15 protein-coding genes are annotated in these 12,961 nt (G+C 48.1%); all 15 read left to right on the plus strand.

The annotated features are described in order from the left end of the window. Positions 1-47 precede the first annotated feature (47 nt). The 15 genes from ACXAJH_RS09500 (at position 48) to ACXAJH_RS09570 (ending at position 12,903) form a co-directional block, all read left to right on the plus strand. Complete coding sequence (locus tag ACXAJH_RS09500; protein WP_474969767.1) at positions 48-419, plus strand: response regulator; 372 nt, start codon at positions 48-50, stop codon at positions 417-419. A 158-nt stretch (positions 420-577) separates the two neighbouring features. Further along, positions 578-1,441 (plus strand): class II fructose-1,6-bisphosphate aldolase, encoded by an 864-nt coding sequence (gene fba / locus ACXAJH_RS09505; RefSeq protein ID WP_474969766.1) that lies wholly within the window; start codon positions 578-580, stop codon positions 1,439-1,441. 124 nt (positions 1,442-1,565) lie between these two features. Continuing rightward, a complete protein-coding gene (fsa, locus tag ACXAJH_RS09510; RefSeq protein ID WP_027954708.1) occupies positions 1,566-2,207 on the plus strand; it encodes a fructose-6-phosphate aldolase in 642 nt (213 codons plus the stop codon). 66 nt (positions 2,208-2,273) lie between these two features. Continuing rightward, positions 2,274-3,560: a UDP-N-acetylglucosamine 1-carboxyvinyltransferase gene (locus ACXAJH_RS09515; protein WP_027954709.1), complete on the plus strand. Its 1,287-nt coding sequence runs from the start codon at positions 2,274-2,276 to the stop codon at positions 3,558-3,560. Between the two features lie 473 nt (positions 3,561-4,033). Next, a complete protein-coding gene (rho, locus tag ACXAJH_RS09520; RefSeq protein WP_474969765.1) occupies positions 4,034-5,320 on the plus strand; it encodes a transcription termination factor Rho in 1,287 nt (428 codons plus the stop codon). A gap of 203 nt (positions 5,321-5,523) precedes the next feature. Then, positions 5,524-5,769, plus strand: a complete 246-nt coding sequence (locus ACXAJH_RS09525; protein ID WP_008632303.1) for a type B 50S ribosomal protein L31 — start codon at positions 5,524-5,526, stop codon at positions 5,767-5,769. A 286-nt stretch (positions 5,770-6,055) separates the two neighbouring features. Next, positions 6,056-6,670 (plus strand): thymidine kinase, encoded by a 615-nt coding sequence (locus ACXAJH_RS09530; RefSeq protein ID WP_474970445.1) that lies wholly within the window; start codon positions 6,056-6,058, stop codon positions 6,668-6,670. Between the two features lie 437 nt (positions 6,671-7,107). Further along, complete coding sequence (locus ACXAJH_RS09535) at positions 7,108-7,389, plus strand: four-helix bundle copper-binding protein (RefSeq protein ID WP_474969764.1); 282 nt, start codon at positions 7,108-7,110, stop codon at positions 7,387-7,389. 114 nt (positions 7,390-7,503) lie between these two features. Continuing rightward, a complete protein-coding gene (locus tag ACXAJH_RS09540) occupies positions 7,504-7,908 on the plus strand; it encodes a hypothetical protein (RefSeq protein ID WP_474969763.1) in 405 nt (134 codons plus the stop codon). A gap of 117 nt (positions 7,909-8,025) precedes the next feature. Then, positions 8,026-9,096 carry a peptide chain release factor 1 gene (gene prfA / locus ACXAJH_RS09545; RefSeq protein ID WP_027954715.1) on the plus strand — a complete coding sequence of 357 codons (1,071 nt, stop codon included), beginning with the start codon at positions 8,026-8,028 and terminating at the stop codon, positions 9,094-9,096. Between the two features lies 1 nt (position 9,097). Beyond that, positions 9,098-9,967, plus strand: a complete 870-nt coding sequence (gene prmC / locus ACXAJH_RS09550) for a peptide chain release factor N(5)-glutamine methyltransferase (protein WP_474993735.1) — start codon at positions 9,098-9,100, stop codon at positions 9,965-9,967. 97 nt (positions 9,968-10,064) lie between these two features. Next, positions 10,065-10,682 carry a stage II sporulation protein R gene (spoIIR, locus tag ACXAJH_RS09555; RefSeq protein ID WP_474993736.1) on the plus strand — a complete coding sequence of 206 codons (618 nt, stop codon included), beginning with the start codon at positions 10,065-10,067 and terminating at the stop codon, positions 10,680-10,682. A gap of 52 nt (positions 10,683-10,734) precedes the next feature. Then, a complete protein-coding gene (locus ACXAJH_RS09560) occupies positions 10,735-11,049 on the plus strand; it encodes a hypothetical protein (protein WP_474969760.1) in 315 nt (104 codons plus the stop codon). 223 nt (positions 11,050-11,272) lie between these two features. After that, entirely contained in the window at positions 11,273-12,307 is a 1,035-nt protein-coding gene (locus tag ACXAJH_RS09565; RefSeq protein ID WP_474970444.1) for an L-threonylcarbamoyladenylate synthase, read from the plus strand. A 59-nt stretch (positions 12,308-12,366) separates the two neighbouring features. Further along, positions 12,367-12,903, plus strand: a complete 537-nt coding sequence (locus tag ACXAJH_RS09570) for a manganese efflux pump MntP (RefSeq protein WP_474969759.1) — start codon at positions 12,367-12,369, stop codon at positions 12,901-12,903. Positions 12,904-12,961 lie beyond the last annotated feature (58 nt).

Consider the following 12,961-nt stretch of genomic DNA (forward strand, 5'->3'; position numbering starts at 1 on the left):
AGGAATGAGAGAAAAAGTACACGATCATGGAAAGGGAGGGAGAAAGAATGACGAATAAAATCCTGATTGTCGATGATCAGCCGGGGATCCGGTTACTGCTTGAAGAAATCCTGAAAGCAGAAGGCCATGAGACCATTTCGGCTAAAACAGGTAAAGAAGCGTGCCAGGTGGTGAAGGAAGAGAACCTTGACCTTATCATCATGGATTATAATCTTCCTGTCATGCATGGAAGAGACGTTCTCCAATTTCTTGAGGAAATGAACGATTCTTCTCCAGTTATGATTATCACAGGGGATTCGGAGGAATCAGTAAGAAAGGACATCGATTTCCATTTTGTCACGCATATCATAACAAAACCTTTTGATATCCATAACTTGAAGGAAATGGTAAATGGGACGCTTGTTCACAGCCGTTCATGACTTTTTTCTTAATGTAAGCGTTATATAATCCTCCTATTGTTGCACCATAAGAAGGGTATTGGTATTCTATTACTGTAACCAAACTTGCATGGTGTGTTTTCGTATGGAAACAGACTTGTAAATAGGGAAAGCACGTTATTCAAAGGAGGATATCTTTCATGCCACTAGTATCAATGAAAGAAATGCTGGAAAAAGCGAAGGAAGAACGCTACGGTGTAGGTCAGTTCAACCTTAATAACCTAGAATATGCCCAGGCCATCCTGCAGGCTGCAGAAGAAGAGCAGTCTCCGGTCATCCTTGGTGTTTCTGAAGGTGCCGGACGTTACATGGGCGGCTTCAACGTAGTCGTTGACATGGTGAAGGCCCTTATGAAAGCCTACGGTACAACTGTACCGGTTGCGATTCACCTTGACCACGGTTCCAGCTTCGAAAAATGTGCAGAAGCGATCCACGCCGGATTTACTTCTGTCATGATCGATGCTTCTCACGATCCATTGGAAGAGAACATCGCTGTAACGCAAAAAGTTGTTGAGCTTGCTCACATCCACGGCGTATCTGTTGAAGCAGAACTTGGCCGTGTAGGTGGTCAGGAAGATGACTTGATCGTAGACGATGCTGAAGCTGCCTACGCGATCCCTTCTGAGTGTAAGCAATTGGTAGACGAAACAAATGTTGACGTATTTGCGCCGGCACTTGGTTCTGTCCACGGCCCTTACAAAGGTGAACCGAACCTTGGCTTTGACCGCATGGAAGAAATCATGGGACTTGTAGACAAGCCGCTTGTTCTTCACGGTGGTACAGGAATCCCGACGGCTGACATTAAGAAAGCTATTTCTTTCGGTACAGCTAAAATTAACGTGAACACTGAAAACCAGATCGCACAAGGGAAAGCCGTACGTCAAGTTCTTGCTGACCAGCCTGAACAGTACGACCCTCGTAAATATCTTGGACCAGGCCGTGACGCAATCAAAGAAACGGTTATCGGCAAGATGCGCGAATTCGGTTCTTCCAACAAAGCGTAAGAACCTCTGTATTAAGGAAGCCGCTACCCCTGTAGCGGTTTCCTTTTAAGCATGAATGAAAACGCAATCATTCGACATTTTTCATGGTTGAGCATCCAACACAAAGGGAAGAGGAGTGGAGATTATGAAATTTTTCATCGATACAGCCAATATTGAGGATATCCGCGAAGCCAATGCTCTCGGCATTCTTGCAGGTGTGACGACAAACCCGAGTCTCGTCGCCAAGGAAGGCGTTTCTTTTCACGACCGCTTAAGAGAGATTACGGCAGAAGTAGCCGGATCTGTCAGCGCGGAGGTCATTTCTGAAGACGCAGAAGGAATGATTGGGGAAGGGAAGGAACTTGCAGCCATTGCGCCGAATATTACCGTAAAGGTTCCCATGACAATGGAAGGGTTAAAAGCTGTAAAAGCATTCAGTGACTTGAATATCAAGACAAACGTCACGCTTGTGTTTTCAGCGAATCAGGCGCTGATGGCAGCCAGAGCAGGCGCTTCCTACGTTTCACCATTCCTCGGCCGTCTTGATGATATTGGCCAGAACGGCATGGAATTAGTCGCTCAAATCTCAGAAATCTTCGATCGTCATGCGATTGATACAGAAATCATCGCTGCTTCGGTCCGCCATCCGGTTCATATCACGGAAGCGGCCCTGCATGGTGCACACATTGCAACGGTTCCTTTTAAGGTTCTGAATCAAATCGTAAAGCATCCTTTGACGGATCAGGGAATCGAAAAATTCCTGAATGACTGGAACAACCAAAAATAATGTGTGATTTGGTAAAAATTGCACATAATAAGTGAAAATCTTGACCTTTAAAGCGAGGAGTTTTCCATGCGTAAACTATTAGTAAAAGGCGGGGCCCCGCTGCGGGGACAGGTAAGGGTGAGCGGCGCCAAAAACAGTGCGGTTGCTCTTCTTCCAGCTGCGATTTTAGCTGAATCCCCTGTAACGATTGAAGGCCTGCCGGATATATCGGATGTTGGTATTTTGGCTGATCTTCTGGAAGAGATCGGTGGCACGGTGGCAAAGGAAGGCAGAACCGTACATATCGATCCGTCCAATATGGTGGACATGCCGCTCCCGAACGGGAAGGTGAAAAAACTTCGGGCTTCCTATTATTTCATGGGAGCTATGCTCGGCCGTTTCAATAAAGCGGTCATCGGGCTTCCCGGCGGCTGTCACCTGGGCCCGCGTCCGATCGACCAGCACATCAAGGGTTTCGAGGCTCTTGGGGCGGAAGTGACGAACGAACAGGGCGCCATTTATCTAAGAGCGAAAGAACTTCGAGGCGCACGTATTTATCTCGATGTAGTCAGTGTTGGAGCGACTATCAATATTATGCTTGCTGCCGTCAGGGCAAAAGGGAAAACCGTCATTGAAAATGCCGCAAAAGAGCCGGAAATCATTGATGTGGCCACCCTGTTGACGAGCATGGGCGCCAAAATCAAAGGTGCGGGTACAGACGTCATCCGCATCGAAGGGGTGCAGGAACTGCAGGGATGTCTGCATACGATTATCCCCGACCGGATTGAGGCCGGTACCTACACCATTATGGCAGCAGCCCAGGGAGACGGGATGGTCATTGATAACGTCATTCCCCAGCATCTCGAGTCCCTGCTTGCCAAGCTCAGGGAAATGGGCGTGACCATTGAAGAAAATGATGAGCAGCTGTATGTACGTCCCGGGAAACAACTAAGAAGTGTGGATATCAAGACACTCGTTTATCCAGGGTTTGCGACAGACCTTCAACAGCCGTTCACTTCCCTGCTTACACAGACACAAGGGACGGGTGTTGTCACCGATACGATCTATCAGGCCCGCTTCAAGCACGTGGATGAGCTCAGACGAATGAATGCCTCCATAAAAGTGGAGGGGGGATCAGCGATTGTGACCGGTCCTTCCAAGCTTCAGGGCGCGAAGGTGAAAGCCACCGATCTAAGAGCTGGTGCCGCTCTAGTGATTGCCGGTTTAATGGCAGATGGAATTACAGAAATCACCGGAGTAGATCATATCGAACGAGGGTATGAAAATATAACCAATAAGCTGATTGATCTGGGCGCCGACGTTTGGTATGAGGAAATGTCGGAAGAGGAAATCGAACAGTTCCAAAACTCTTAAGTTTTCACCTGGGGCGTTATTCTCCAGAGGGACTGCAGGAGAACCGCCTCCCGTGTGTCGTACGCGCTGTGGGTGGGAAGGAGAGGAAGAGGGAGCCGGAAATGGCGGCTTCCTTTTCCTTTTCCTATCCTCACAGCATCTTCTGAAAAAATAACATTGAAACTCTTGAGTGACAGGAGTACAATGAATGTTGTTTATGAGTTAGAAGGATCATGTCACTTGCTTCTTTAGGCTTCTTTTTTTTACTTCACTTAACTTCTCCTTTTTCTTCTTTGCAAGTATTCACTTTGAGAAGTCGTTGACTCCGTTCACATTTAATTCCAAGAACCTATAAATTGGGTCCATCCATACCTTGATTGGGTTCAGGGTCGGAAAGGGCCTATTGATGCAGATGGTGACCCATGAACGCCCGGTCCTTTAGTGGGACAGGTACGTGTATCCAAGCGATAAGAAATGAAAAGAGTGGTGATTACGTGGCAGATTTAACAATCTCCAATTTAGAAACATTGACCTTAAAGGACCTTTATACAAAAGCCAGGCAGTATAAAGTTTCTTATTATGCAAAGCTGACGAAGCGTGAATTGATTTTTGCCATTCTGAAAGCTCAGGCAGAAAAAGACGGCTTTTTGTTTATGGATGGCATTCTGGAAATCATTCCTTCTGAAGGCTTCGGTTTCCTGCGTCCGATTAATTATTCTCCAAGTGCAGAGGACATTTATATTTCTGCCTCCCAGATCCGTCGTTTTGACCTGCGTAATGGGGATAAGGTGTCCGGAAAAGTCCGTCCGCCGAAAGAAAACGAAAGATATTATGGGCTGCTTCACGTAGATGCGGTCAACGGAGAGGACCCGGATTCCGCCAAGGAGCGTGTCCACTTCCCGGCATTGACACCGCTTTATCCTGACAGACATATGAAACTGGAGACGGAAACGAAAAAGCTTTCCACAAGAATTATGGATTTGATGGCTCCCGTAGGATATGGACAGCGTGGCTTAATTGTCGCTCCTCCTAAAGCAGGGAAAACGATGCTGCTGAAGCAGATGGCAAACAGTATTTCCACCAATCACCCCGATGCAAAGCTGATTATTCTGTTAGTCGATGAGCGTCCGGAAGAGGTGACGGATATCGAACGGTCCGTTGCCCCGGATGTGGATGTCGTCAGTTCGACCTTTGATGAAGTCCCGGAAAACCATATCAAAGTGTCGGAGCTGGTACTGGAAAGGGCGATGCGCCTTGTGGAACACAAGCGTGATGTGATTGTGCTGATGGACAGCATCACCCGTCTTGCCCGGGCGTACAACCTGGTCATCCCGCCAAGTGGCCGGACATTATCCGGTGGTATTGACCCGGCTGCCTTCCATCGTCCGAAGCGTTTCTTCGGCGCTGCCCGGAATATTGAAGAAGGTGGAAGTCTGACGATTCTAGCCACGGCGCTTGTTGATACAGGCTCCCGGATGGATGATGTCATTTATGAAGAGTTCAAGGGCACAGGGAACATGGAGCTGCATCTTGACCGCAGTCTGGCAGAACGCCGGATCTTCCCTGCCATTGATATTGTAAGGTCCGGTACGAGGAAAGAAGAGCTTCTTCTTCCGCAGACCCAGCTGGATAAAGTCTGGGCCATCCGGAAAACGATGTCTGATTCCCATGATTTTGCTGACCGGTTCCTCCGTCGACTTCGTGCGTCGAAAAACAACGACGAATTTTTCGATCTGATGGACAAGGATATGAAAGGCAAAGCTTCACCGGCGCGCCGCTGATCCCTCCGCCGGGCTTTTGGCGGGACTGTGGGTGGAAACAACACCTTCTCTGACCATTCATAAAAACTGGTTGTTGCATTGGGGTCTCCCCCCTGTTATAATCTTTCTATGTGAGTTTCAGTACAAGGTGTATGTTGAACCTTCGACGGCTCTTACAATAACTCTGTCTCTCAAGGATTCAGGGCAAAAAGGAGTGGAAGAACATGAAAGCAGGAATTCATCCAGAATACCGTAAAGTCGTATTCCTAGACACAAGTTCTAATTTCAAGTTTCTAACAGGATCTACTAAGACTTCTGAAGAAACGATCGAGTGGGAAGATGGAAACACTTACCCATTGATCCGTGTAGAGATTAGTTCTGCGTCTCACCCGTTCTACACAGGTAAGCAGAAAGCTGACAAAGCTGGCGGCCGTGTGGATCGCTTCAAGAAGAAATATAACCTTTCATAATTATGATCCACCTTCTACGGAAGGGGACATCATCATTTTGAACAAAAACAGGCAAATTGTCTCAAAGGTTTGCCTGTTTTTTTGTCAAAAAAATGCGGGAAAAGAGGTTCAAAAGACTGAACAGCTGATTCCCGGGGAAGTATGAATATTAGGGAGCTGTCCTTGGTGTTTGAGCCGCGGTGGGATCCGGGTCTGCCGAGGAAGCTCTTTTTTGATGAGATACAGGATAAACGAAACAATTTTGCTGGATTGAGCTTGATTGATGGAGAAGGGAGCGACAGTGGACGTGTATGTGATGAAACAGAGCGGATGGGTTGAACTGATCTGCGGAAGCATGTTCAGTGGAAAATCAGAAGAGCTGATCCGCAGGGTAAGACGGGCAACCTTTGGAAACTTGAATGTGCGCGTGTACAAACCTGCGATCGATGACCGTTATAAGGAAGATGCTGTAGTTTCCCATAATGGGACTTCAGTGACGGCGCGGCCGGTAAAAAACTCTTTGGATATTCTGCAGCAGGTCACGGATGAGATGGATGTTGTAGGAATTGACGAAGTACAGTTTTTTGACGAACATATCGTAGAAGTAGTCGAATGCCTCGCAGACAAAGGCATACGCGTCATCGTCGCTGGTTTGGATACGGACTTCAGGGGAGAACCTTTCGGTAAGATGCCTGAGCTGATGGCTCTGAGTGAAAGTGTGACAAAATTGAACGCGATCTGCCCGGTCTGCGGATCGCCCGCAAGCCGTACGCAGCGTTTGATTGATGGGGAACCGGCCTCATATGACGATCCGGTTATTCTGGTGGGAGCGTCAGAATCCTACGAGCCGCGCTGCCGTCATCATCATGAAGTGCCGAACAAACCCAGGCAGAAGGAAATAAAAGCCGCTTATGCGGAGTAACCTGTTTTAAAAACAGCCGGTCTTGGTGCCGGCTGTTTTTTTATGCTTGGCTCTGTTATTGCTTGGTGTTGTTATGTAACATGTGAGCTCAGATCACCCCTTTCTGTCATGGGATTTGTAGGAGGCGGCCTTGGGAATGACTCCCTTTCCACGGGGTACGTGAGCTTCCTCAAACTTCGTTCCCCGCGGAAAGCGGACTGTTTTCCCTGCCATCCCATGCTCTGAGTAAATAGCGGACCGGACCCCTGATTCCAGACGGAAACGATTTAGTAATCGATTAAAATATCAACAAAAGACTTTAACAGAGCTTTATGCTTAAAACGGACTGGGTGTGCTTCGATGTGCTGATGAAGGTTTTTCATCGGCGTGGATGTGGTATTCTATGGAAAAGCAGAGGATTCTTATCTTCTTTATCCCTCGGAAAAGGAGTGGAAAAAATGAAAACAAGCGCATATCTTATGGAGAAATCCAATTTGTTGGAAGAATCCATGAACGCCTATAAATATGCGGTGGAAGTGGTTCGAAAAAACAGTCCTTTGAGCCGCGATTTAGCTCAATCGTGTGCGGAAGTGTGCCGTTCCTGTGCCGACGAGTGTCTGAAACTCGGGGACAGCCGATCCGGCAGGACATATAAGATGTGCCTTGATTATGCGGAATTGTGTGAAGAGCTGGAATATCACATTCAGGAGGACCCCCGCCGGTTAAGGAAACTTGTGTAACAGCAGGCCATCGAGGTCCTGCTTGTTTCAGCATGTTGAAAGCTGCACGGAACCTTATTACATACCCTCACCTCTTCTGGTCATACTAGGCCTAAAAGGATAAGAGGTGATACCTTGAAACAGCACGTATTGATACCAGCCGCTGTGCTGTGCCTGCTTGCTGCCGGCTGTGGGACACAAGTGGAAAAATATCAGGGGCAGACGAGCCGTGACGATGTAGAGAATATGGGAATGAACAATGAAGTGACCATGGAAGATGAGAACCCGCGATCCGTAAATAAAGTCGGTCACACATGGGGACTGAAACAGGATCGCGAGTTGATCAAGACAGCCGCCCAGCAGCTGGAAGGGGTGGCGGTTAAACGTGTCATCATGGAGGCGGACCAGGTTTGGGTGACCGTTGATATAGCTGGTGAAGAGGACATGTCAGAGGAAGAACGGGAAGAGTGGAAAGACCAGGTTGGTGAAGCGGTTTACAAAGCAGTCCCCCGTTATGATATCCATGTCAAAATAAAGTGACGTCTGTGGACCGGCCCCGTATTGGTGCCGGTTTTGTTTGGTGGTTTTCCGGGGTTGTTGTATCTCCAGGCGCTCTATAATATAATTAGACTGTTATGGAGAAAGAGGTGCATACCATTGATCGAACGTTTACAAACATTAGAAGATCGTTATGAAAAATTGAATGAATTACTTAGTGATCCCGAAATAATTTCTGATACGAATAAACTGCGCGAGTATTCCAAAGAACAGTCCGGATTGCAGGATACCGTGACTGCCTATCGTGAATATAAAGAAGTGACCGAGCAGCTGGATGATGCAAAAGCGATGCTTGACGACAAAATGGATGCGGATATGGTGGAAATGGTCAAAGAAGAAATTCATGAACTTTCCACACGCAAACAAGATCTTGAAGAGCGCTTGAAAGTCCTTATGCTTCCGAAAGACCCGAACGATGACAAGAACGTTATCATGGAAGTGCGCGGCGCAGCCGGTGGGGATGAAGCGGCTCTATTTGCTGGTGACCTTTACCGCATGTACGCACGCTATGCAGAGGCTCAGGGGTGGAAGACAGAAGTCATTGAAGCAAATGCAAGTGATGTCGGCGGTTATAAAGAAATTATCTTTATGGTGTCCGGAAACATGGCCTTTTCAAAGCTGAAGTTCGAGAACGGCGCTCACCGCGTGCAGCGTGTACCTGAAACGGAATCAGGGGGACGTATTCATACTTCTACCGCGACTGTCGTAGTTATGCCTGAAGCAGAAGAAGTCGAAGTAGAGTTGCACGATAAAGATATCCGAGTCGATACGTTTGCTTCAAGTGGTCCAGGGGGGCAAAGTGTCAACACGACCATGTCCGCCGTACGTCTGACACACGAACCAACAGGAACTGTTGTATCTTGTCAGGATGAAAAATCACAAATCAAGAACAAAGAGAAGGCGATGAAGGTTCTTCGTGCTCGTGTTTATGATAAATTCCAACAGGAAGCACAAGCAGAATACGATGAAAACCGTAAATCTGCTGTAGGTACAGGAGACCGCTCCGAGCGTATCCGTACGTATAACTTCCCGCAAACACGTGTGACGGATCACCGCATCGGTTTGACGTTACAGAAGCTTGACCAGATTCTTCAGGGAAACATGGATGAAATCATTGATGCCCTGTTGATCGAAGAGCAGACGAAAAAAATGGAACAGCTTGGTGAATAGTATGCAGCCTACTTTTACGACGATTCGGGAAGCCCGCCGCTGGGCTTCTCTTTTTTTGCAGGAGCATGACAGAGAGACCCAGGCCGCGCAGCTTTTACTCGAAGGATATCTGGGATGGAGCTTTTCGAAAATGCTTGCCTATGAAGATGAACCACTGAATGAGGAAGTGAAAAAGAACTTCATCAATGCTGTCCGGGCGCATGCGGAGACCGGAGAGCCCGTTCAGCATCTGCTTGGTTCTGCTTCCTTTTTTGGCCGGGAGTTCCACGTGACGCCGGATGTTCTCATCCCACGCCCGGAAACGGAAGAACTTGTCCTTGGTGTCATGGAATGGGCACGTGCCGAAAAAATAGCATCGCCAAAGATTGTGGATCTTGGAACAGGAAGCGGGATCATTGCCATTACAGCTTCATTGGAAATACCGGGAAGTGATGTGACTGCTGTGGATATTTCCGAGGCAGCCCTGAGAGTGGCAGCAGCCAATGCGCGTCGCCACGAGGTGGATATCCAGTTTTACCAGGGTGATTTCCTATCCCCTGTACAGCATGAACCATTTGATATTCTCATTTCAAACCCTCCTTATATTTCTGAAGAAGAAAAAGCGTTGATGGATGATACCGTTCTTGATTTTGATCCTTCTCTGGCGTTATTTGCAGAAGAAGAAGGCCTGGCCGCCTACAAGCGTATTCTCACTCAGGTCGCGCATGCGGAACAGAAGCCTCTTCTCCTCGCCTTTGAAATTGGATGGCTTCAGGGAGAACAGGTCTCGTCTATGATTGAACAACTGCTGCCCGGCTTCCAGGCCGAGGTCAGAACAGATATCAACGGACGGGACCGGATGGTTTTTGCAAGCCGGAGGAAAACAGAATAAAAATCTGGTTTTTTTAATAGATTCATAGGTCAATGGTTTAAGATATTTCCTCCCTGCCCATACTAGCAACTAGTAAGGGACAGGGAGGAAGAGGACGATGAAAAACAGTGTACTGCTATTATTCAGTTTAATTATTCTTATGACCGTTCTGCCGTGGGGGCAGCGCTCAGAAGCCGGCATAGATTATCAAGTCATCCCGGATGAAGCGATTCGTCTCCGGATTCTTGCAGACAGCAATGACGGGGAGGATCAGCGTATCAAACGGAAGGTGCGCGACCAAGTGAATGCTGAAATTACTGAATGGGTGAAGGACCTCACATCTGTAGAATCCGCCAGGCAGTTAATTGAAGCTCGGCTGCCTGAATTGGAAGTCATCGTTGAAGAGACGTTGAAAGCCGAAGGGGAACGTTCCTCCTATACGGTGGATTACGGGGAAAACGTCCAGTTTCCAACAAAGCTTTACGGGTCTTATATTTATCCAGCCGGAGAGTATGAAGCGGTGTTGATTACGCTTGGAAGAGGGACTGGCGACAACTGGTGGTGTGTTTTGTTTCCTCCTTTATGCTTCCTTGATTTTTCAAACGGCACAAGTGTAGCTGAAGCTGAAGAAACACCTTCGGACAATGAGGAAGATGTGAAGGAAGAGAAGGAAGAGAAGGAAGAAAAAGAAGTGAAGTTTTTCGTTGTAGAGATATGGGAAAGTCTATTTTCCTAGCATAGAATCCACCCCTTTTTTCATAGAGTGAATCAAAGGGGTGGATTCTATCATGTTTATTAAACAAATAGACGATCAAAACTTCCAGTTGGTTAAGGAGAATAAGGTTGTAGGCTCTTTTTGTCTGACGCCTGTGTCCGCCGGTCGGAAAATGGAGAAACTGCATGTGCAGGCTGCGGTGACGCCTGGGACAATCCTGCAGATTTTTGAGCTGATCCAGGTTTATGTGCAAGATAAGAACCTGGGACCGCTTCACGTGGAGAGTCATTCCCAAACGCTGGACCTTCTTTTACAGCATCAGGGTTTCCGTCTGGAGGATGTCGAAAAAAGATTGTGGATATATGAAGGGTCACATGCGAAATTGTGAATAACTAAGGAACTTATTCACAATTGGCCTTTTTGTTGTTGATAACCTGTGCACAGTGGTGGATTTATCTTCCAAGTTACTAACGGATTCTTTGGATATGTGGGTATTTTTGTGGATAACTTGAGGACATCTTGTGAATAATGTCTAAATTTGCGATATATTGTAGAATTCATCATAATATATGTAGATATTTACCTAGAACAAAGGAGTACGGACCATGTGTATGCAAACGAAGATGTGGAAAAGATTGAATCATCCACAAAAAAACGATGAAGCTGTCAAGGAAGCGGCGGAGCTGCTTCTGAATCAGCAGGTGGTAGCTTTTCCGACGGAAACGGTATATGGACTGGGTGCTGATGCAACCAACAAAAAAGCCGTCCAGAAAATTTTTGAAGCCAAAGGACGTCCTTCAGATAATCCTTTGATTGTCCATGTATCGGACCGCGCCCAGGTGGAAAGTCTGGCCGTGGAAATTCCTCCGGTAGCAGCTGAACTTATGGATGCTTTCTGGCCGGGACCGCTCACCTTGATTGTTCAAAGCAATGGATCCGCAGCGGAAAATGTGACGGCTGGATTGTCGACGGTCGCTGTCCGTATGCCGGATCATCCATTGGCCCTGGCTCTTTTGGAGGCGGCCGATACACCGCTGGCCGCTCCGAGTGCCAATCGCTCCGGCCGTCCGAGCCCTACGACCGCTGCCCACGTCTATCAGGATCTGAATGAGCGGATTGCCGGTATCCTTGATGGCGGACCGACAGGAGTCGGTCTGGAATCAACGGTGCTGGATATTACTGCCGGGATTCCGGTCATTTTACGCCCCGGGGGAGTGACGAAGGAAGATTTAGAGACCGTGCTTCCACGCGTTGCCGTGGACCCGGCTTTGGCCGGCAGCGCCGAAGCTCCTAAGTCTCCCGGTATGAAATATAAGCATTATGCACCGGAAGCGCCACTCTGGCTTGTGGAAGGGGACGATTCCTTTTTTGCTGAAACGCTGGCTGCGTGTAAATCCCGTGGAGAACGGATCGGGATTATTGCAAGCCGGGAACTGGCGGATTCCCTGGATCACGACCGCATCATCCGCTGTGGATCCCGCCGCCGCCTTTCAGAAGTGGCGGAAGGTTTGTATGGTGCTCTTCGTGAATTCAAGGAAGCAGATGTTGATGTTATTTTGTGCGAATCCTTCCCTGAAACCGGGGTGGGTGCTGCTGTGATGAACCGTTTGAATAAAGCTGCTGAGAAAAAGGTCAAAGACCAATGACATAGCTCCCCCTCCCCGTGCATACGATGATACAGCATGTCCGGGGAGGGGGTTTTTCGTTGGAACAATTATCTTCACTGCTGCTGCTTTCCATCGCTTTGGGGCTGGATGCTTTCTCTGTGTCGTTAGGAATAGGGATGCAGGCGGTGCGTATGAGATATGTCCTGCTGACAGGGATCGCCATCGGGCTTTTTCATATTTTCATGCCTGGACTGGGAATGCTTCTCGGACAGTGGTTGTCTGCCGGCGCGAGCGAGTGGGCTGAAATGGCTGGAGGTTTTATGTTGTTCGGTCTTGGTGCCTACACTGTGTTTGCCTCGTTTACGGAAAAACACGCGGTCTCCTATCGTCTCAGCGGGGTCGGTTTCTGGCTGTTTGCATTAAGTGTCAGTATCGACAGCTTTCCTGTGGGCTTCAGTCTGGGGCTGCGGGAGGCGGATGTGGTGATGACGATTGCCTCTTTCGGCCTGTTCAGTATGCTGTTGACGTGGACGGGCTTTCTTATAGGAAGAAGGGCTGGAGCTTTCCTGGGGATTTACAGCGAGCTCCTGGGAGGCAGTATCCTGTGTGCCCTCGGCCTCTATGCTATATTTTGAGCATTCTTTCAGGAAGAGAATCCTCTGTGATATGATGGAATAAAACGGATTCTATATG

It is taken from the genome of Halobacillus sp. ABD4_316 (assembly GCF_056161385.1).

Coding starts and splice junctions, on each gene's coding strand:
- ACXAJH_RS09500 (WP_474969767.1), top strand. CDS start 48: ATGACGAATAAAATCCTGATTGTCGATGATCAGCCGGGGATCCGGTTA.
- fba (WP_474969766.1), top strand. CDS start 578: ATGCCACTAGTATCAATGAAAGAAATGCTGGAAAAAGCGAAGGAAGAA.
- fsa (WP_027954708.1), top strand. CDS start 1,566: ATGAAATTTTTCATCGATACAGCCAATATTGAGGATATCCGCGAAGCC.
- ACXAJH_RS09515 (WP_027954709.1), top strand. CDS start 2,274: ATGCGTAAACTATTAGTAAAAGGCGGGGCCCCGCTGCGGGGACAGGTA.
- ACXAJH_RS09525 (WP_008632303.1), top strand. CDS start 5,524: ATGAAAGCAGGAATTCATCCAGAATACCGTAAAGTCGTATTCCTAGAC.
- ACXAJH_RS09535 (WP_474969764.1), top strand. CDS start 7,108: ATGAAAACAAGCGCATATCTTATGGAGAAATCCAATTTGTTGGAAGAA.
- prmC (WP_474993735.1), top strand. CDS start 9,098: ATGCAGCCTACTTTTACGACGATTCGGGAAGCCCGCCGCTGGGCTTCT.
- spoIIR (WP_474993736.1), top strand. CDS start 10,065: ATGAAAAACAGTGTACTGCTATTATTCAGTTTAATTATTCTTATGACC.
- ACXAJH_RS09560 (WP_474969760.1), top strand. CDS start 10,735: ATGTTTATTAAACAAATAGACGATCAAAACTTCCAGTTGGTTAAGGAG.
- ACXAJH_RS09565 (WP_474970444.1), top strand. CDS start 11,273: ATGCAAACGAAGATGTGGAAAAGATTGAATCATCCACAAAAAAACGAT.